The organism is Cyclobacterium salsum, from assembly GCF_010119245.1.
In the GTDB taxonomy this organism is placed as follows: domain Bacteria; phylum Bacteroidota; class Bacteroidia; order Cytophagales; family Cyclobacteriaceae; genus Cyclobacterium; species Cyclobacterium salsum.
Genome location: NZ_WNKG01000005.1, coordinates 90,925 through 110,509, shown reverse-complemented (window position 1 = coordinate 110,509; position 19,585 = coordinate 90,925). Strand labels below are relative to the sequence as shown.

Sequence of the window (19,585 nt, the reverse complement as noted above, 5' to 3'; positions counted from 1 at the left end):
ATAAAGGCTATTTACTTTATTCCTTAAATTGCTTATTATTAGTATTTTATTTTGCTGTACGGTGCTCCGGTAATCATTTTGCCAACTAGTCGATTTGCAAATCGGAATTCTTAAAAGTGAAAACCAAATTTTTTATAATTGATTATTGATTTTACAAAATTAAAAAAAGTAAGGATTTTTTAAAAATTACATAATTATACCGGAATCGGTTCACATTGAATTAATTGGGATATTTTTTTTCTTTAAAAATTTCATTTCAGTAAATCGAAATTATTCTGAATCTGCCAGGAGAGAGGTGATTTTTTTAATAAAGACACCCGATGTACGGTCATGGATTGCCTCGCAAACCGCGGGCGAAGAAAGGCCATTATATCTGCCAGATGCCCTTTTTTTATATCTCGAAAAGCAACGGTCAGGTGGGGATGGTAATTCATGTCACTCAGCTCAATTTGCTGCCCCAGTTGTCTTTTTCCATAGGTCACCAACCGTTGTTGCAATGCCGGTAATTCAGGCGGGTACTTCACACGCAAAAAGACCACCCTTTCTCTAAAACTACCAACACCCTCAAGTTCCAAAGAAAAACCCATTTCCTCCCCAAAAAACCCTCTCAATCGATTTTCCAGTTGCTTCTCTTTTTGCTCATTATATAAAAATGGCATTTTCAGCGTTATGTGCGGGGGGGATTTGAGGGCATACTTGCAACCAAACCGCTCCTGGATGGCTAGCTTTAGTGTAGTAATTTCCTGGCGCAACGGTTCATCGGGTACGATACCTAGAAAGTATTTTCTCAATGATTTTGCCATTCTTCCGTTATTTTAAGGTTGCTCTTGGTTCCCATTTTTACCGTTTATTTCCGGATAAACGGAAATTGAATAAAAAAACCTTTATTTAAAGTACTTCAAACGTTAATTTCATAATTTTAATCCAAGTTTTACATAATCCCAAGCTACCAAAAAAAGCGAAATACAAATGAATTACTTCAAAAAAGCAATGGTGGGGCTGGACTTGTCCGCTATAGATGAAATCATGATCACCCAGATTAAGGCCTTCGCTCCTATTTTAGGCATAGAAATGGTTTATTTTGTCCACGTCGCAAAAAATCTGATCTTGCCTGAAGAAGTCACGCAGGCCTATCCAGACCTAATCGCACCCGTGGACGAAACCATTGAATCCCAAATTGAGCATGAAATAGCGCATGTAAAACCACCCCTTGATATTCCCTATGAAATCATCGTAAAAGAAGGCAATCCTCAGGAAACCATGTTGCGATGGAGTAAAATCAAAAACATAGATTTACTGGTGATGGGTAGAAAAAAAAGCAAATCCCACTCAGATTCCCTGGTAAATAACCTTTCTCAAAAATACCCCCACCCCGTCTTGTTATTGCCGGAAAACCGTACTCAGGAAACCTTCCAAAGATTACTCCTTCCGATAGATTTTTCAAGACATTCAAAGGTAAGTATTTTACTGGCATCCGAAATTGCTGCTAAAACGGGCGGAGAAATCCTTTGTTGCCACTTGTATGAAGTTCCCAGAGGCTACACCAAAACCGGGAAATCATTTGAGGAATTTTCGGATATTATGCTGAAAAACGCTAAAAAAGATTTTGCTAGGTTTCTTTCTGAGAACAAGTTACCGGAATTGCCCTGTGAATTTATCCTCAAACAAAAAAAAGACGAAGCCGATAACATCATGAAACATGCCAAAAGCTCCGGGGCAGATCTGCTGATCATAGGAAGCCGAGGAAGGACCAAATCGGCCGCCGTTTTATTGGGGAGTGTGGCAGAAAAACTGGTCAATACCAATCACGAAATCCCCATGCTGGTAATGAAAGAGCAGGGTGAAAACATGAGTTTCTTCGAGGCCTTGTTCAAATTATAATCCCAATTGATTTGTCCCTAAGCCTCGATTATCTGGGTTTACGGAAATAAAAAGCCGCCTGATCACCTTTTTGAATGCGATTTAAGGATGCCGCCCTTTTTTCAAATTCTTTTAGAACCTCCGCTGAAGGGCTAAAATCCTGACCGGATTGATGTAAGGAGTGCCCCTTCTGGTACTTCTGGCTCGCCCAAAACTGAAAGGACGTACTATCGAATTCTGTGTGGTAAAGTTCCAACCCATGTCTTTCGGCTAACATTTTCATGCCTGCCACACTGGGTATGAAATAATGGCGGGGGGCATCCAATTGCACCCAATTTTCCCGGTATTCGTTCCAGGCCTCCCCATCCGAAACCGGTACCCTGATCAGGAGTTTGCCTCCTGCCCTCAAGATTTTGGCCAGTTGGGCAAAGGAGGCATCCGGTTGGGGCAGGTGCTCGAAGGCATGATGCAACATCACCGCATGGAAAGTGCCTTGAATTTGATCCAGTTCCATTTTATACAATCGTAGACCCGGTGCGATGGAGCGGGTAGATTCCATAAAAGGATCAAATCCTGATAAATTCCGATAACCGGAGGAATAGAGTTCATACAGCAACTGTCCATTTCCACAACCAATATCAGCAATCGCCTGGTCCTTTTCAATATCCAGTATGCGCAGCCATTTTCCATACACCGGCTGAAACAAGGTAAGCCCAAATTTTCGAAACAGAAAAAATCGAAGCCTTTTCATCCATCTTACCTGCACATTCGATAAGGACAAACCACCTAAGGAGTAATAGGCTTTAGGGTAAAAAGCACTCATGTTCTGAGGAGGATTCAGCTGCTGAATAGTACCGCATTGAGGGCATTGGGTATAGGCAAATGGTTCTCCTGAACCAAACATCATCTCCTTTACCCGGTAGGTGGGGCCCGCTATATCATTGTGGCAGATAAGACAAGAATAGCCCTCCATCAATAGACCTCACTTTTACCGGTGATTAATTTTCCCATGGTTTTGTATACAATAGTTAGGTCCAAAAAAAAGGACCAGTTGCGAATGTAAAAATGATCCAATCGCACGCGCGAACGAATTTGCCAGTGATTGGAAATTTCGCCTCGATATCCCAGCACCTGTGCCAAGCCGGTTATTCCAGGTTTGATCCGATGCCGATTATCGTAGGAGTCGATTTGCTTCTTAAATACCAGATTCATGGGCACCGCATGTGGCCGGGGCCCTACTACCGACATTTCCCCCTTTAGAACATTAATAAACTGTGGCATCTCGTCCAGGGAAAACCGGCGTAAAAATGCCCCAACCCGGGTCACCCTCGGATCATTTTTGGTGGCCTGCAGGGTATCTGACCAAGGATTAGCTACCATGGTTCGAAATTTTATACACCGAAATTCACGGTTGTTAGCACCGGTACGCTTTTGGAGAAAAAAAACCGGTCCTTTGCTTTCCCATTTGATCAACAACGCCAATAGGGGAATCAACCAACTCAGTATAAATAAAATTGCAAAAAGGGAAAAAAAAGTGTCAAAACCCCGTTTTAACACCTTGTTAACTTCTTTGTCTAAAGGGATTTCAGTTAAGCTGACTGCAACAAACAGTAACGGGAAATACTTATTAAAACGTTTTTCCATGGGCCAATCTCAAATCCTAACTGAAAGCACTGCCTTCAAAACCACTTTCCGGATTGACTCCCTTACCCATGCTCCCCTGACAGGTAGACTTGCTTTTTTCGAATTATGTCCAGTCAATTTTTTGATATTCACCTCAAAGTGTACAACTTTGTCGTAAAATTAAAAATTTATTACCATTCAGCCATAAATACCTGGGAAAATACCCCCACAAACCCGGTAGCTATTTTTGCTATGTTGGCTGAAAACATGAAAAATGAAACAAAAAATAAAAACACTTTTTGCTCCTTCAGACGAGCCGCGCTCCATAGGAGGCAGATTCAGGCAGCGTCGTTTTCGATTTTTTGAACAGTGCTTCACGAAAACTTTTGGCGACCAGAAAACGATCAAGATTTTGGATGTTGGGGGAACGGAAAGTTTCTGGGCCAACCATGCCTTTATCCAGCCTGGCAGGATTAGCATAACCTTGCTAAACCTCGAAAAAGAACGTACCCAACTTCCTCATGTGAACAGTTTGGCAGGTACAGCCACCGATTTATCCCAATTTGAAGACCAATCTTTTGACCTGGTTTTTTCCAACTCGGTCATTGAGCATTTGTTCACGTTTACCAATCAGGTAAAAATGGCCGGAGAAATTCGAAGAGTGGGAAAAAATTATTTTGTTCAAACGCCCAATAAGTATTTCTTTCTTGAGCCTCATTACGCGCTTCCATTTTTCCAGTTCTTTCCCTCCTCACTTGCTTTCTTTATTTTGACACGAACCAAGTTTAGCAGGATGCAAAAGTGGGACCCGGAATTTGCTAAAGGCTACCTGAACGAAATACGGCTGCTCTCCCTAAGCGAAATGAAGCAGCTTTTTCCGAAGTCTGAAATCTATTATGAAAAAGTAATGGGATTGAATAAGTCTTTTGTATTTCATACGCTGGAAAAAAAATAACGCCCGGGAAAACCGGGCGTTATTTTTTCAATAGTTTATTTCAACCAAATCTTCTTTGATTTTCCGTTTACAGAGCTCCTTAAATAAGGTTTCATATTCATCGGTTACGGCATCCCAATTGTATTTCTGTGTCAGCCCCTCTCTCGAATGCTTTCTCAAATAATCCATTTTGTCAGGTGAGCCCTCAGCCTTATGGATGATTTCCACTACCGATCCTGAATTTTTATCAAAATACCAGCCGAACTTACCCTTTTGAAGCATCTCCTGATTGAATCGGGTATCCATAGCCAGGATTGCACAGCCAAAGCCCAGTGCTTTCAGCATGGCGGGATTGGTCCCTCCATATTCATGACCGTGAAAATAGGCATAGCAATTATGATACAAAGCTGCTAGCTGCTCCTGGTCCCTTACATAGCCCGTAAAAACGAGGCGTTTATCCGGGATGCTTTTCATCTTTTGTGCAAAACGGTCGTGATACGGAACGTCTCCTACAATTACCAATTTTCGTTTGGAGTCGGAGTTTACGAAACCCTCCACTATCAGGTCTGCATTATTATCTGGGATCAGCCGGCCCACAATCAAATAATACGATTCTTTTTGCAAGCCCCACTCCTCTATTAAGGTGCTGTCGGAAGACAGGTTCGGATTAGCACCATAGGCAATCATCTTAGATGGTGCATTAAATTGTTCCAGGTAGATTTTCTCCATTTCATCGGAGTCGGTAATCAACTGATCGTAGAGCTTGGTAGCCAACCTGGAGGCAAAAAGGTAGTACCTTGCTCCCAATCCTTTCCATTTTGGCCGTAACCATTCCAGGCCATCCACGTTAATCGCCGAAGGCTTCCCGAATATCTTTGTGAGGATTCCAAAAGGACCATTGGCACTATTAACGACAAAGACCACATCCACCTTTGAAAAACATACGTGAATCATCGAAAGAAGCGAATTCGTCAATTGGCTCAGGGATTTGGTCTCCACACAGGGAATGTAAACCAAATTGATTCCATTCACTTTTTTTGGCTTTTGATCAAACAATGGGGCATGACAATAAACGGTCACTTCAATACCCCTTTGAACCAATCGCTCGCCCATTTCTTTTACAAAAGTTTCGTATCCTCCATATACATAAGGATAACCCCTGGTTCCTACAATCGCCACGTGCAACGGCTTGCTGTTTTTTGACATACTGTTCTTATTTACTTATCAAGAAAAAATTCCTACCATAGTCCTACCGTAAGCCGGTAATGAAAAATTTTCTAATACACTATTCCTTGCATTTAACCCAATAACTTCTCTTTGGTTTTTGTTTTTGACAAGATTACCCACTATTTCCGCTGCTTCAGACGCATTGTCCCAGGGAATATGAAAACCCGTTTTCCCGTTGGAAATCATTTCCAATGCTCCTCCCTGTGCTGTCGCCACCACCGGCTTCGCCGAAGCCATTGCCTCTAAAATCACCGTTGGGAAGGGGTCTGGCAATATAGACGGAAGCACAAAAATATCCATGGTGGCCAGTACCGGCGAAATATTCTTCCTAAAACCCAGGTTATGTATGCTATGTCTAAACTTCTTTTCCAATATCTTTTGTTCTAACCCTTCGAATAAGCGTTCTTCACCCGGAAATGCGTCTCCGACCAAAACAAAATGTAAATTTAAAAACTTTTTATTTAATTCTTCTGAAATTTCTAAAAAGTATGTTTGTCCCTTCCAACTGTTTACCCTTCCCACCATTCCGATTACACAGGCATCCTCGGGAATACCCAATTCTTCCCTCAAATCTGTTGTGTTCCAAAGATAGGGATTATAATCTATCCCATTATATACTAAATGGAGTTTATTCCTTTCAATGTACTTTTCCCAGTGCAATTTCACAGCTCCGGATACCACGATCACTTTATCCGAGGCATGTTGTACCATTTTGCCGATCATTTTGGAAAACCACACAGGGCGAAGAATGATTTCATGCAAATGCCAGATATGGACATAGCCCTTCCGTTTCGCTAATGCTGCTCCAACCCATACCGCAGCGGTATTGGAATACACGTGCGTGGCACCCATTTTTTCTGCCAGGGAGGCGAGTTTCCGGTAAGCAGCCATCATTACTTTCAACCGGTTTAACAAACCTCCAGCGCTAAAGTATTTTCTCCGCACAATTCCCAACTTGATCAACTCCACCCGAATCCCCCGTTTACGCAACTCCTTTGCTAAAATCCCCTCTTCAGAAAGTACCACCGCTACAGTAGCACCCGCCTCTTGCAAGAGGGAAGCCGTCAATAAGAAGATTTTGCTTGCTCCATATAAATCCGAGGAGCCGTGTAACATCAATACTTTAGTTTTTTTTATTGACATATACGCAGCTTTAAACGGAAGTGGTTTTTTGAAGCAGGTAAAAAGCTCCTAAGTGACCTCCATGGTCCGTAAACTCCACCTGCACCTCTTTTGAATAATCCGAAAACAGCCTGAATAACTTATCAGGTGAATAGTGATTCATCTGCATGACCGGCTCCTGGCAGAATTTACGGTGTTTTAAAGAGGAGTACAAAAAGTTGTATGGTTGAAACTTTGTCCGTAAAAAGAAATTTGCGTGGACGCTCCAGGGCAAGCGGTGACCAAACGTTACTTGCACCTGAAAAATCCCCCCAACCCGGGTTTGCTCCAGCAATTGGCGCATTAGTCGCATTCCCAGCTTAGGCTCTATGTGTTGAAATACGATATACGAATGGACGAAACCAAAGGAGGGAAGGTGTTTCAATTCCCTTCCGTTGTAAGTGGTGAATTTCAGGTGATCCAGCCCAAACACCTGCTTATGGTCAGTGGCCCGGTCAATAATATCCTCTGAAATATCTATCCCCCAGACTTCCTTTCCAGTCATTTTTGCAAAAGGGATCGCCAACCGCCCCACACCACAGCCAAAATCCAATATGCTTTCCTTCGAAATATCCACTCCAAAGCACCGGAGGACTCTTTTCCTGCTTTCGGAAACATACGATTCTCCTGTTTCAAAAAATTCACCGATGGCCTGGTCTGAAAGGTGCTGCATGCGAAATTTTTCTTCCGACAAGACCCCGTAGTAGGGATCTTTTTTTCCCCATTCTTTCCAATTTCTGATCGATTCAGATTTCATGGTTCTTTCCGGGTTTTAATAATTTTGGCTGGATTACCCCCAACCACACTGTAGGGAGGAACATCTTTGGTCACAATACTACCTGCTGCCACTACGGATCCTTTCCCTATGGTAACGCCTGCCAAAATAACGGCATTCGATGCAATCCAGCAATCGTCTTCAATCTTGACAAAAGACCGACGGACTCCTTGCGTAATCATGGGCTTGGTTACATCTTCAAATACATGGTTTTCGGAGTAAATACTTACCCGGGGCGACATCATCACATTGTTTCCGATTTCTATGTACCCGGAACAGCCTATATAGGCATAAGGGCCAATACTCGAATTGTCTCCAACCTTGAGCCCCAAACCCGGCTCTCCCCCATATAGGTTGGTAGGGCGAATGATCGCATAACTTCCCACCGTGACCTTATCCCCAAACACAATACCTTTCGTGGAAAGGCAATTAATCTCGCAATGATCCTGAGCAACAAAATTCCTGCCTGCACTCAAATAGCCTGCCTGGCGAATGGTGACTCCTTTTCCAATTAAAACCATTCCCTGGGCACTTTTCATCTGCCACTTTAGCCAATACCCGCGGCACCAGCAGGCAACCATTCTTACCAAAACCCAAAAGACCGAAGCCCGATCCCATCCCGGACCAAAACGGTCCGAAAAGTCCATTTTGGTGATATTGGAAATGATGCCTCCCAAACTAGTTGCCATGCACGATTTCTTTAAAATATGCCTGCAAAGATAGAAAAAACTTCTCTCCCCTAAATGCCTGCAGCCGTTTATACCCCAGAGCAATCAGCTTGGTACGCAGATCCGGGTCTCCGGCCACCTGTTTCATCCTTTTGGTAAAATCATCCGGGCCGAAGGAATCGCTTCTTAACACAGCAGCACCTCCCACTTCCATCAGGGCTCCCTGCGGTCCGATAATCACGGGTAAACCATAGGAAAAAGCCTCCAAAACCGGAAGGCCAAAGCCCTCATTTTTGGAAGGAAATACGTATGCGGTTGCAAAATGGTAATACCTTTCCAGGTCTTCGTCGCTTAGGTATCCGGGTAAAATTACCTGCTTCTGTAATCCCAATCGCCGGATCTCGCCCACCACTTCATCGAAGGCATCCAACGTACGTCTGGGACCGCGCTGCCCGACCAACACCAATTTGTATTCTTCATCGCACTGCTCACTAAACAAAGCAAACGCCTGCACCAGCACCGCCAGGTTTTTTCTCTTTTCCATCACCCCTACATGCAAAAAGTAGGGGCAATCCAGCGGAGAATTCTGCGAATCCGGTTTTTTCCGAATCCCCACATCCAACCCGGTAGGTATGGCCTTTATGGGAAAAGGTGTTTTCAAAAATGGTTGGATCTTGCTTTTAGCATAGTTGCTAACGGTAAGCACCCTCGTTCCCCTTTGAATACTTCCCTTCACAAAGAACAGGTAAATTTTTCTCCATAGCGGATGGTAATGTTCGGGGCTTTCCCAAAAAAACGCATCGTGAATCACCGCAATCCGTCTTCCCCGTGACCACAGCGGGGCAAGTATATCGGGACAAAAGACCAAATCTGTCTGATAGCGGTAGCTCAGCCCGGGTAGTACAATAAGTTTGTGAAAGAAATAACGAAACTGAAACAACCAATTTTTCCAGCGCGCGGTCTTCCCCTTAAAAAAATTCCCACTGCTGATTTTTCTGGGGGAAGGGTAAACAATGAATCGATATTTTGTTCCCTGATAATTTTCTATTTGACGGATCAGACTATCAATGTACGTTTTGATCCCGGTCTGGGCCAGGTGTAGAAAAAAAACATCCACCAATACTACGATAGGCTTTTCCTTCATGAACGCGTGCTAATTAAGGACTTATTTTTAAAGGGCAAAAGCTGGTTATAGATCGAGAGGGAATAACCCATTGCCCACCAGGAAACCAGTGATACGTAAGCGTATAATTCGGCATTTGCTGTAAACAAGGGTAACAGTAAGCCGAATTTGGTGCTGGCGGCTATAAAAGCCACCCGGGCATCAGAGCTGTCGGATGTATGCCGAAAAACCTGTAAAGATCTGTGAATGCCGAATCCCAGCGCTGCGATGTATAACAGCATGCCCAACACGCCCAACTGCACCCCGTAAATGAGAAATTGATTCTCTCCACCTACCCGAACTTCATCTTCCACGCTACCGGTATTACCACTCATCGCCAGGCCCAACCCTTCCGGGTTTGCCACCATCGAATCAAGGGCCAGAAACCACTCTACCAAATGGCCGAGGCTGGAGGCATTCTGAAAGGTCAGCGTGTCGTAGACGAAATAGTAGAACTCTTCGGAGGCAAAATAAAGCACATAAAGTGCAAAGCCCAGAAGCATCAGGGCTCCGAGCTGAAGCAGTCGGTACAATCTGAAAACGAAGGCAATAAAAAAAAGCATCACAAAAAAAGCTCCAAAAGCAGCCCGAGATGCCGAAAAAAACAAACTCCCTAACGCCGCCAACATCACGAGCAGGTAAAACCAGCTTTCTTCTCTTTTACGAGTCAAATACCAGATTAACCCCGTGGCAAAGGCCAATAAGCTGGAGCTGGCCATTTCCAGGGGATCAGAGAAAAAAGATGCCAGTCGCATGCCGGTAGTCTGAGTTTCAAAGGTCCAGGAAAGCCCGTAGTTGCCGGATGGCTCTATGCCATTAATCGCAAAATTAAACAACGCATATCCAGTCAATTGCTGAAAATGAACCCCCAGTCCTTTTTCCAGAATATTTAAACAAAAAGCGGCTATAGCGATGACCATCACCCAGGAAAAAATCCGGTCTATTTGGTCGCTTGCCAATCGGGTATTCCTACCAAGAAAGTAAAAGGCACCAATCAACAAGGTGTTTTTTAAGTACAGCAGCTTATTAACGAACGAGGCCTCGCCCATGGGCAAAAACAAAAACAGGGTAGCCAATCCAAAAAATGACAAGAGTATATAGTCTACCAAATTTAACCGAAACGGGTACGTCCAAAAATCTTTTTGGAACAAAAAAAATCCCCCGATCGCAAGCAGCAATAACAGTTCTTTAATGTACTGAAAAAAGGCAACGGCGACTTCCGACCCGGTAGCCTGGTACACAATGCTCAAAATGGATATGTAAAAGGGAAGGTACAGCACCATAAAAACTATGATAAACTCCCACTTCCCCTGAAAGACAATCTTTTTAACGCTGACCACCAGCAACGTCAATACATACACCACCACCAGAAAAAACAAGAACATGCTAATCATTTTCCTTTCACTATTGGCGTTTTGAACCCGGCAATTATCCCCTCTATCACTGCTTTTCGTTTTGATTTTCTACCTTTCAGGGTAAAGTAAACCAGGTAGAACCCGAATTTAAGGAAATGGAAGGGCCATGCCAGCCAATTTCCGGGTACCCTGCTATATTTTCTAAGTTGAAAGAGTTGATTCCGAACATTCAGGAAATGTACCTTCGGATTCAGAAATCCCTCTTCTCCCTCCTGCTTACTTTTAGAGGCTGCTCCTGCTTCATGGAAAATAATTGATTTAGGAACAACTTTCAGCGTATACCCTTCTTTTCTCATTCGTAAGGACCAATCTACGTCTTCAAAATAAGCAAAATAGTGCTCATCCAGGAGCCCAATTTTCTCCAATACCGATGCCCTGACTAAAATGGCACAGCCGGTAATCCAATCGGTCGGATAGGGATCGTTTGAGTAGGGGTGATGAATCGTCTGAGCCATACCAAGCCAGGATTGGTACTTACCTCCCGCATTCCATATTTTGGATTTGGGATGTAAAAAGTAGATTAATGGCTGCACGGCTGCGGTCTCCGGGTGGCCTTGCATTTCTTCCAGTAGCGGTTTCCAAAAATCCGCACCCACTTCGGTATCATTGTTCAGCAGCATGATATACGCATATCCCTGATCCAAAGCGGCCTTGATGCCCAGGTTATTTCCCCCCGTAAAACCAGCATTGACCGGGTGTAAAATCAGTTGTACCCGGGGAAACTGCTTTTTGATTTTCCGATCAGAACCGTCATCCGATCCATTGTCTACTACTATAATCGCTTCAGCAGAAAACCCGGAACGTTCCAGCGATTTCAGGCAGGCACAGGTAAAGTCCCAGCCATTCCAATTAAGAATGATAATGGCGAGAGAGGAATCCACGATAGTATTCAGTTAAAATGTGGGCTTTCGATTTCCATAATAGAGCCGAAGTAAATAAGTAGGCTGCCAGTTCGGTTGTGAGCAATGCCACGGCCAGCCCGGTCCCACCGTAATAATGGGTTAACAAAACGGAAGCAGCAAGCATGTATACACAAAAGGCCCAGGTGGAATGAAAGAGCGTTTTCTTCTCATCCGTGACTAGAATAATCAACATATTGACAATGTTAAGCCCTGCCAGCAGCGGTAAAAAAGCCAGAATTTTTAAAATGGCAACGGCATCTCCCAGATTTTTCCCGGATACTAACTGAATGATACCGGGAGCGAACAGATTCACCAATACTCCGATCGCGAGTCCCACTGCCAGGGAAGTCCATTGGACCTTACGCAGAAACTGGTAGCATTTTCCAGAATCCTGGTAAAAAAGAACACTGGCTCTGGGGTAAGCCGCCTGGGTAATTAGGGTAGGGGCTATTCGCAAGACCATCGCTACTCGCTCTGCTATCCCGTAAAGTCCCAATACCTGGGCAGATGCAAAAAAACTCAAAATGATCACCCCCCCGTTAACAGCCAGGTGAGCCGTCATGCCAGAAAAAAATAAGAGCAGGTTGTTTTTCCAGGATTGCCAAATGCTTCGGACATCGGGCCAGCGCAGGCGAATGTTTAAACCAAAATGAATGTAACCCAATAGTATGAGATTGGTTAGGATGGCGGTTGCCCCTAGAAAAAAGTTAGCCAGGTAACTACCGGAAGGGTCATTGATCAAGCCTATGATAAGTCCCAGATATAATAGCTTTCCAAAAACATTGGCCAGGGAGGCCCAATGCAAGCTTTCCTTTCCCTGAAAAAACCAGATGGTAGCAGTGGCCTCGCTAAACAACAAAATGGTAGACCAGCCCAAAATGAACAGGTAATCCTCAAAAAAGCCAAAGCCTTTTCCAAGGATAAGAATGAAAACCAGGGCCATAGCGGCTAAGAGGTTTTTACTCCAAATGATTTCCGAAAAGGTCTGGCTTAATACTTCCGAATTGTCCGCTGCCAATGCGATATTCCTGGGGCCACTCAGGTTGTAGCCATAACTAACCAGCACATTGAATAACAAAATTACTGAAAACGAAAGGTTTACCAACCCAAATTCCGAGACGCCAATGGCGCGAACAAGCACCGGCATGGCCAATAAGGAAATCAGGATATTGGAGGATTGGATCAGGAAAAGAAAAATAAAGTTTCTGATCGATTTATTTTGCAATAAATAAAAAAAAGGCAGCCTGGAAATTCTTTCTAACATAGAAACCCGGGCAACTTATTGATTCAGATGCCGAAAGTACAAGGTCTGTAGGTACACCCACACCAGGCCCAAAAGTAAAAAGAGAAATGCACCCAGCACGATTCCGGTGGCTAATTTTATTTCGGAACGCTCCAGAGGGAATCGCGGTCGATCAATGATCTGGATTAGTGGTGTGTTGTTTCGGTGATTAATTTTGGCAATTTCCAGGTTGGTAACGATTTCTTCGTAAACGGCCGCTGCCGCCTGAATATCTACCTGCAGGCTTTTGGAGGCAACGAGTCCCTCCTGTAGCAGCGGGTTTGGGTTGGGAACATTGTCCTGAAACCGGGCTAATTGTTTTATTTTCTCATCCAGGACGCTGCGGACACTATCGGCTTGTTGCTGCAGAACCGCCTGGTTTTCGGCGGTCTTTTTCGTTTTGGTTTTGAGGTAAAAATCATTTACGGTTTCCACCAATTGCTCATTAAAACTTTTCGCAAATCCCTGGTCTTTTGAGGCGACCGTTACTTTGATAATATTCAACTTGCGATCCGGCTTGTCCACAACCAGGCTTTCCTTTCGGATTTCTTTTACCACTTCCCGCAGCACGCTATCCTGTTGAATCGAAAAATCTTCCCTGGGCAGGGAAAAATCCAACGCCCCAAAATCAACTTCACTTTCCCACTTCTCATCAAGATCATGAAAACGTACGTACCGGTTTATTAGCAGTTGTTCCTCTTCTGAATCAAAGGGATCCAGCAAGGCCTGGGAAAGCATGGCATCCGAGCGATACAGTTCGAGAATATTATCTCCTTTAAATAACCCACTCTCCGATCCGATGGATCCCAGGTTCAGACCTAACATGGAAGCGATGCCCGAAATATTCCCGAGCCCTCCCATATCGGATTGTTCCAGTACAAACGTGGTATCCGCATGGTAAACCGGCTTTTTGAGTAGGGAGGCAGCAATTCCCAACAGAATCCCAACGATCACAAAAGCACCCAGAACCCTCCACTTAACTAAAAAAACATTTATCCAGCCGAAAAGCCTTTCAATAAGCTCTTTGAAGGTGATTTTATCGTCAAGTATGTGTTTGTTTTGCTGATTCATCAATTTAGTAGTTGGGTGATTACCAGAGCAAGCGTAGCCAATCCGGTGGTGATCCCCACCAGGTCGCCCGGTCGGATAGGAATTTTGGGGCCTTTGGTAGGTACGATGATTTCTGATCCAGGTGCTACATTTGGATACACATTAAATAAAATAAAATTCTTAGTCCTGGCTACCTCCCCATTGGCATAAACTACATAAGTGCTCCTCTTTTTTGCACGGGAATCAAACCCTCCGGCCCTGTCAATATAATAGGACAATCCTCTGAAATTTTCGTGCCTCACGGTAGTAGGATAAATCACATCCCCCCTCAGCCGGACCGTCTGCAGTTGCCTGGGCACACTTAAAATATCTCCCTCCTCCAGGATCAAATCGTATTTGGATCCCGGATTGGCCAAAATGGCTTCCAAATCAATGGCTATCGCCTCCGTTTCTTTGATTTTTATAGGCGCTACTCCCTCTCTGGAATCGGAAATTTCACTCAGCAACGTTTCCCTTGCCTGAATAATACGGGCTTCTGTTTCCATTTGTGAGGAATCCTTATTCTCAAATAGGTATTCACTGATCCGTTCGATTAGTTGTTGCTGCGATTCGGTGGGTACTAACTCTTCCCGATTCATCCGCTCTAAAAGATTCAGCAGGCTCCGCTCTTTTCGGAGCGTCTCGGACTCTGTTTTATAAAATTCCGTTCTCCGTATAAGCCTGGCTCCTTCGGCATAGGCGAAAGCCGTTAAGCCACCCGCTCTGTTGATCAAGTCTGAAATTCTTTCTTCTGCATGCTTAATGGCAAAGGTGCCAGGAGAATTGACCTGGCCTTCTATACTGGCCATTCTGTCCAGACCAAAATTGGTTTTCCTTCTCACGGTAAGGTGATCAAAAGGCTCCAATTCGATTGGGTTCGCCGATAAACCAAGGTTCTCCTGAACCGAAACAGGTATGATTTGAGAAAACTCCCTTCCTCCCTGGTCGGTCGCTCTTCTGGCAAGTTCCACATTTTCTACTGATGCCGCCTCTTTCAGTCCCCCCGCCATTAAAATAAGGTCTTCGGGTGTCATTTCACCGGAATAGGGATAGGTGCCTGGATAAAGCACTTCGCCCGAAACTTTGACATATACCTCTTCAGCTAATTCGTAAATGGAAGGAATCCGGATCAAATCTTCTCTTTCTAGGGGGATATCCGGCATGCTGCCATTAAAAATTTCTTCCAGATTCACCTGCAACATCCGGGTACTCAAGTCCTCGTTGGTTCTCAAGATACTTATTCTGCTCTGGTAAGCTTCCCCCCGGAGCCCTTCGGCCTTTTGTACCAATTCGGTAAGGGTAAGCCCCTCCTGGTAGGCATAATTTCCCGGCCGGTAGACAGCGCCTCTTATTTGGATCCGATTGGTATAGCGGTCCAGCACTTCCCCCACCTGATAACGATCCCCGCCCTTTACCAAAAACATACGAAACTGATCCTGGTAGATGTCCGATACTGCTTTTTGGGTATCCGTGATGCGGGTTACATTCACCTTTTCTTTAAACGCATGGTCAGTAAAACCTCCTGCAAAGGAAAGAACATCTGCAAACGTCTCCCCTTCCTTCACCTCGAAAATTTTGGGCCTTTTCACCGCTCCCTCTACTATCACTCTCCCCAAATAGGGCGGAACCAAAATAATATCCTGATCTTGCAGCAGGTGGTTTATATTGGGGTCGCCCTTCGTCAAAAAGTCATAAATATCAATTTCTGCAATTTCTTCGTTGTTGCGGATTAACCGAACCCTCCTCATGCTACCGTTTTGATTGGGGCCTCCGGCTGCATATAGTGCGTTGAAAACGGTGCTAAATGCACTAAGCGTGAAGGTACCCGGCAACCTAACCTCACCTACCAAATTCACTTTTACGGTTCGGACATTTCCCAGGTTTAATTGTAAAAAGGTATTGGGATTGTTTCCCCTCAAACCCGTATAGTAAGTCGAGAGCCTGCTTTTAATTACTTGAGTGGCTTCTTCCAAAGAAAGTCCTGATACATTTATAGGACCAATATTTTCCAGTATGATCTGACCTTCGGGACTCACGGATGCCTCGTAATACTTCTCCGACTGCCCGTAAATATCGATATACACTTCATCCCCGGGTCCTAAAATATACGTTCGGGGCGTGGCCATATTCAAATTGGGTTCAAAGGTTAGCCTCCTGTTTTTATTATAAAAGAGGTCCATGCCAAAATAGGGCTGCTCTTCCACCTCATTTTCACCTTCCTCTCCTTGAGGGGGTATGATGCCACTCGTAATCTCGTTGAACCCCATCTGTATTCTGCTATCCCTTTTGCCAAATCCAGAATCTGACCTTGCTCCATCCTGCAAGCCAAAAACCATTCCCTCCAGCCTTTCTTTCAACTTATCAATTTCAGCCGCAGGAACTCCCCTTATCTGGGCCATTTGAAGCAATTCAGTCTCCGACAATCCTGCTTCCGAGGCCCTGCTCATCAATTCCTGCAATTGTTGATCCGATAAATCGTCTACATCCAGAGAAGAAATGTCTTGTAATGATTGGGCTTCCACCATAAACGAGAAAAGAAACGTCATTCCAATAAAAAATAACCGTTTCAGATTCAAATGCCTTAAAGAAATCATGCGACTGATTTTAATGTTTGTACACAGCTTCGCCAGGTCACCCACGGCCTTTTTCAGGTCGGGTTTTTAGGTTTGGATTTCAAAAAATCCGTAAAGCAACCGTAAAGATAAGTATTCCTTTCTTTTTGGAACCGATGTTTGGTGATTAAAGCTAATGTTTAAAAGTCTTGTTCCTTTTCTTTAAAAAGTTACTTTTTAAAGAACCCTACCTTGCCAAACCCTTGTGCATAAATTATGGAACAAAAAAAAACAGGCACTTGTAAAATGCCTGTTTTTTCCACAAAAATCCAATACTATTTATGGTACGATTACCTGATCGACTACGTGAATGACTCCGTTGGTTGCGTGAATATTTAACAGTTCAGGAACCAGGCCGGAAGAATTAATTTCCAAATCTGCAAGGTTGACCGTCAAATCCTCGCCCTCAAGTAAAGTAGGAAGTGTAGCCCCTTCTCTCAGATCTTGCGAAAATGCTCTGGCAGGCACCACATGGTAGGTCAGCACGGAGGTTAATGTTTCTAAAGGAATGTCTTCGTAACCATCCACACCCAAGTCTTCATAAAGTGCTTCAAAAGCGGCATCCGTAGGTGCAAAGACGGTAAGGTTATCGTCTAAACCACCACTCACTGCATCCACTAGTCCTGCTCTTGACAGCGCACCTACAAGTTGCGTAAATTCAGGAGTTTCAGCTTGCGTATATCCCACCGCAATCTCTGCAATCGATTCCGTAGGAGGGGTGATCACATAATCCAATACGTGAATGATCCCATTATCCGCTTCAATATCTGTGTCAACTATTTGTGCATTTCCGTTAATCCAAACGTTATCGTCGGGATCTATGCTTACAAAAAACGGAGGACCTCCAAAACTAGTAACGCTTCCCGCTTCTACAGCGGAGGCTGGCACTTCCCCTTCCACCACGTGGTAACTTAATATAGAAGTTAGATCAGGAGATTGTAGCAATTCCTCAGCTGTGAGACCGTTGTCGGTAAGAAAGGCGGTCATCGCTTCATCGGTAGGCGCAAAAACGGTAAAAGGTCCTTGTTCAAGCAGAGCCTCATCCAAATCTGCTGCTAACACTGCGGCAAGTAATATTGAAAAATTATCATCAGCCATCACAATATCAGCGATAGAATTGCTTTCTTCTTCTGGCATCAGAACTCCACTAATTACATGTATTACCCCATTAGAAGCTTCAAGATCTTCTGTAGTCACCGTGACATCTTCATTAATAGTGATGGTTCCACCACTCACAACTACATTGAGATTAGCTCCCTCAAGTAAGGTTGGCACTTCTCCCGTACTCACCTGATTTGCCAAAACTTGTCCACTAACCACATGGTAAAGTAAAATGTCACGGAGGTCTTCTACCGGAACATCACTCACATCGGTAATTCCGGCGTTGGTAAACGCTTGGTTGGTAGGGGCAAAAACGGTAAATGGACCGGCAGCACTTAATTCGTCTACCAGGTCCGCTCTCTGGATAGCTGCAACGAGCATTGAAAACTGCTCATTTCCTGCCGCAATATCAATGATACTTTCCTCTTCTGGGGGCATGGGTGCCGGATCATCATCCGAACAACCAAAAGAAAAAAGCAAGCTTGCCACTATCAGCAAACTCATTAATTTCCGGTTATTTCTTATTTGGAATTCCATAATAAATATTGGTATAGTTAAAATTTAAAAACACCCACTGAACCGACAGTCCATCAGATAGTTTTGGGTTAAAAGACAAACACCTTTATGTTGTATATTAAAAGCGTCTATTTGTCAACATTTTTAAATGTATATACAAATAGATTCCAGAATGGGGCGTTTTAAACTAAAAACAGTAATTCTTATCCTGAAACCATCTGTTTTGTATCAAAAGCTTATCTTTACATTTATGAACCGATTCACATTTGCGATCTATGCCGGGGTTATTTCATTGATTTTTAGTAGATGCTCGGAATCGAACGACCCTTGTACCCTTCCGGCTGCCTTTTCGGAAATCGAAATGGAGGTGGAGATAAACAGGATGGAGGAACCGTTTTTTGAAGGACTGACAGAGGAGAAGCTTATCTACCATCTGGAAAAATATCCGGAATTTGCTTCGGTCATGTTTGACAACATGGGATTTGAAAACCAGGAACAAATGAGGGAAGAATTACTGCTCATTCACCAGGATACGGGCATGCAGGAGCTGTACCGGGAAGTAAAAGCCCACTTTGAAAACCTTGACACGATCAAAAACGAGTTGGAAAATGCATTTCGGGGTATCAAGCACCACTACCCCGAATTCAAGATTCCTGAGGTATATACTTTTGTAACCGGCTTTGGTACCGATCTGATTGTGGAGGAAGAGATCATCGTGATCGGATTGGACTATTTTCTCCCGGAAGACCACCGGTTTCAGCCCGTTGATTTGCCACAGTACATCGCGAAAAGGTATAATGTGGACCATTTGGTTCCAACCATTGTCACGGCTATATCCGCTCAGTTTAACCACACGGATTTGAGTGACCGTACGCTTTTGGCTGAAATGATTTTCTACGGCAAATCCTATCATTTTACAAAATCAGTACTCCCGTGCACGCCTGATGAATATATTTTAGGCTACGAATCCAAAGAAATACTTGGTAGTTACGCCAATGAAGAAATGATTTGGGGGCATTTTATCGAAAACGAACTGCTTTTTGACACCAACCCTTTTGAAGTCAGGCGGTATACAGGAGAGGCCCCTTTTACGGATGAAATCAGCCCCGATGCTCCCGGAAGGATCGGAAGGTGGCTGGGCTGGAACATCGTGGACGACTACCGGATCAATAACGACTTAAGTCTACGGGAAGTCATGCAGCAAGACGATGCCCGGGAAATTTTCAACTTATCGGGATACAAACCGAGATAGATTGGG

Annotated in this window: 17 protein-coding genes; 3 read left to right on the top strand and 14 right to left on the bottom strand. The window is 44.1% G+C overall.

Going from position 1 to position 19,585, the window contains the following annotated elements; genetic code table 11:
* Positions 1-251 precede the first annotated feature (251 nt).
* Complete coding sequence (locus GJS45_RS09670; protein WP_162341367.1) at positions 252-803, bottom strand: 2'-5' RNA ligase family protein; 552 nt, start codon at positions 801-803, stop codon at positions 252-254.
* Positions 804-969: 166 nt separating this feature from the next.
* Between GJS45_RS09670 and GJS45_RS09665 the strand changes: the two genes are divergently transcribed.
* On the top strand, positions 970-1,881 hold the full coding sequence (locus GJS45_RS09665) for a universal stress protein (protein WP_162341365.1): 912 nt from the start codon (positions 970-972) through the stop codon (positions 1,879-1,881).
* A 28-nt stretch (positions 1,882-1,909) separates the two neighbouring features.
* On the opposite strand, the gene GJS45_RS09660 is transcribed toward GJS45_RS09665, so the two are convergent.
* Positions 1,910-2,833 (bottom strand): class I SAM-dependent methyltransferase, encoded by a 924-nt coding sequence (locus tag GJS45_RS09660; protein WP_162341363.1) that lies wholly within the window; start codon positions 2,831-2,833, stop codon positions 1,910-1,912.
* Complete coding sequence (locus tag GJS45_RS09655) at positions 2,833-3,504, bottom strand: sugar transferase (RefSeq protein ID WP_162341361.1); 672 nt, start codon at positions 3,502-3,504, stop codon at positions 2,833-2,835. The genes GJS45_RS09660 and GJS45_RS09655 overlap by 1 nt, the downstream gene beginning before the upstream one ends.
* Positions 3,505-3,757: 253 nt before the next feature.
* On the opposite strand from GJS45_RS09655, the gene GJS45_RS09650 reads away from it, so the two are divergent.
* Positions 3,758-4,438: a methyltransferase domain-containing protein gene (locus tag GJS45_RS09650; RefSeq protein ID WP_162341360.1), complete on the top strand. Its 681-nt coding sequence runs from the start codon at positions 3,758-3,760 to the stop codon at positions 4,436-4,438.
* A gap of 27 nt (positions 4,439-4,465) precedes the next feature.
* Here GJS45_RS09650 and GJS45_RS09645 read toward each other — a convergent pair whose 3' ends face one another.
* The 11 genes from GJS45_RS09645 to GJS45_RS09595 form a co-directional block, all read right to left on the bottom strand.
* Positions 4,466-5,623 (bottom strand): DUF1972 domain-containing protein, encoded by a 1,158-nt coding sequence (locus GJS45_RS09645; RefSeq protein ID WP_162341358.1) that lies wholly within the window; start codon positions 5,621-5,623, stop codon positions 4,466-4,468.
* Positions 5,624-5,641: 18 nt separating this feature from the next.
* Positions 5,642-6,787, bottom strand: a complete 1,146-nt coding sequence (locus GJS45_RS09640) for a glycosyltransferase family 4 protein (RefSeq protein ID WP_162341356.1) — start codon at positions 6,785-6,787, stop codon at positions 5,642-5,644.
* A 10-nt stretch (positions 6,788-6,797) separates the two neighbouring features.
* Positions 6,798-7,562, bottom strand: coding sequence for a class I SAM-dependent methyltransferase (locus tag GJS45_RS09635; RefSeq protein WP_162341354.1), 765 nt, complete (start codon positions 7,560-7,562; stop codon positions 6,798-6,800).
* Positions 7,559-8,269 (bottom strand): acyltransferase, encoded by a 711-nt coding sequence (locus tag GJS45_RS09630; protein WP_162341352.1) that lies wholly within the window; start codon positions 8,267-8,269, stop codon positions 7,559-7,561. The genes GJS45_RS09635 and GJS45_RS09630 overlap by 4 nt, the downstream gene beginning before the upstream one ends.
* Positions 8,259-9,392: a glycosyltransferase family 4 protein gene (locus GJS45_RS09625; RefSeq protein WP_162341350.1), complete on the bottom strand. Its 1,134-nt coding sequence runs from the start codon at positions 9,390-9,392 to the stop codon at positions 8,259-8,261. The genes GJS45_RS09630 and GJS45_RS09625 overlap by 11 nt, the downstream gene beginning before the upstream one ends.
* Positions 9,389-10,795, bottom strand: coding sequence for an O-antigen ligase domain-containing protein (locus GJS45_RS09620; RefSeq protein WP_317165098.1), 1,407 nt, complete (start codon positions 10,793-10,795; stop codon positions 9,389-9,391). The genes GJS45_RS09625 and GJS45_RS09620 overlap by 4 nt, the downstream gene beginning before the upstream one ends.
* A 5-nt stretch (positions 10,796-10,800) precedes the next feature.
* Positions 10,801-11,706: a glycosyltransferase family 2 protein gene (locus GJS45_RS09615; protein WP_162341346.1), complete on the bottom strand. Its 906-nt coding sequence runs from the start codon at positions 11,704-11,706 to the stop codon at positions 10,801-10,803.
* Positions 11,675-12,991, bottom strand: a complete 1,317-nt coding sequence (locus GJS45_RS09610; protein WP_162341344.1) for an oligosaccharide flippase family protein — start codon at positions 12,989-12,991, stop codon at positions 11,675-11,677. The genes GJS45_RS09615 and GJS45_RS09610 overlap by 32 nt, the downstream gene beginning before the upstream one ends.
* A 15-nt stretch (positions 12,992-13,006) precedes the next feature.
* Positions 13,007-14,080 (bottom strand): GumC domain-containing protein, encoded by a 1,074-nt coding sequence (locus tag GJS45_RS09605; protein ID WP_162341342.1) that lies wholly within the window; start codon positions 14,078-14,080, stop codon positions 13,007-13,009.
* Complete coding sequence (locus GJS45_RS09600; RefSeq protein ID WP_162341340.1) at positions 14,080-16,692, bottom strand: SLBB domain-containing protein; 2,613 nt, start codon at positions 16,690-16,692, stop codon at positions 14,080-14,082. The genes GJS45_RS09605 and GJS45_RS09600 overlap by 1 nt, the downstream gene beginning before the upstream one ends.
* A gap of 297 nt (positions 16,693-16,989) precedes the next feature.
* Entirely contained in the window at positions 16,990-18,315 is a 1,326-nt protein-coding gene (locus tag GJS45_RS09595) for a fasciclin domain-containing protein (RefSeq protein WP_162341338.1), read from the bottom strand.
* 262 nt (positions 18,316-18,577) lie between these two features.
* On the opposite strand from GJS45_RS09595, the gene gldB reads away from it, so the two are divergent.
* Entirely contained in the window at positions 18,578-19,579 is a 1,002-nt protein-coding gene (gene gldB / locus GJS45_RS09590) for a gliding motility lipoprotein GldB (RefSeq protein ID WP_162341336.1), read from the top strand.
* Positions 19,580-19,585 lie beyond the last annotated feature (6 nt).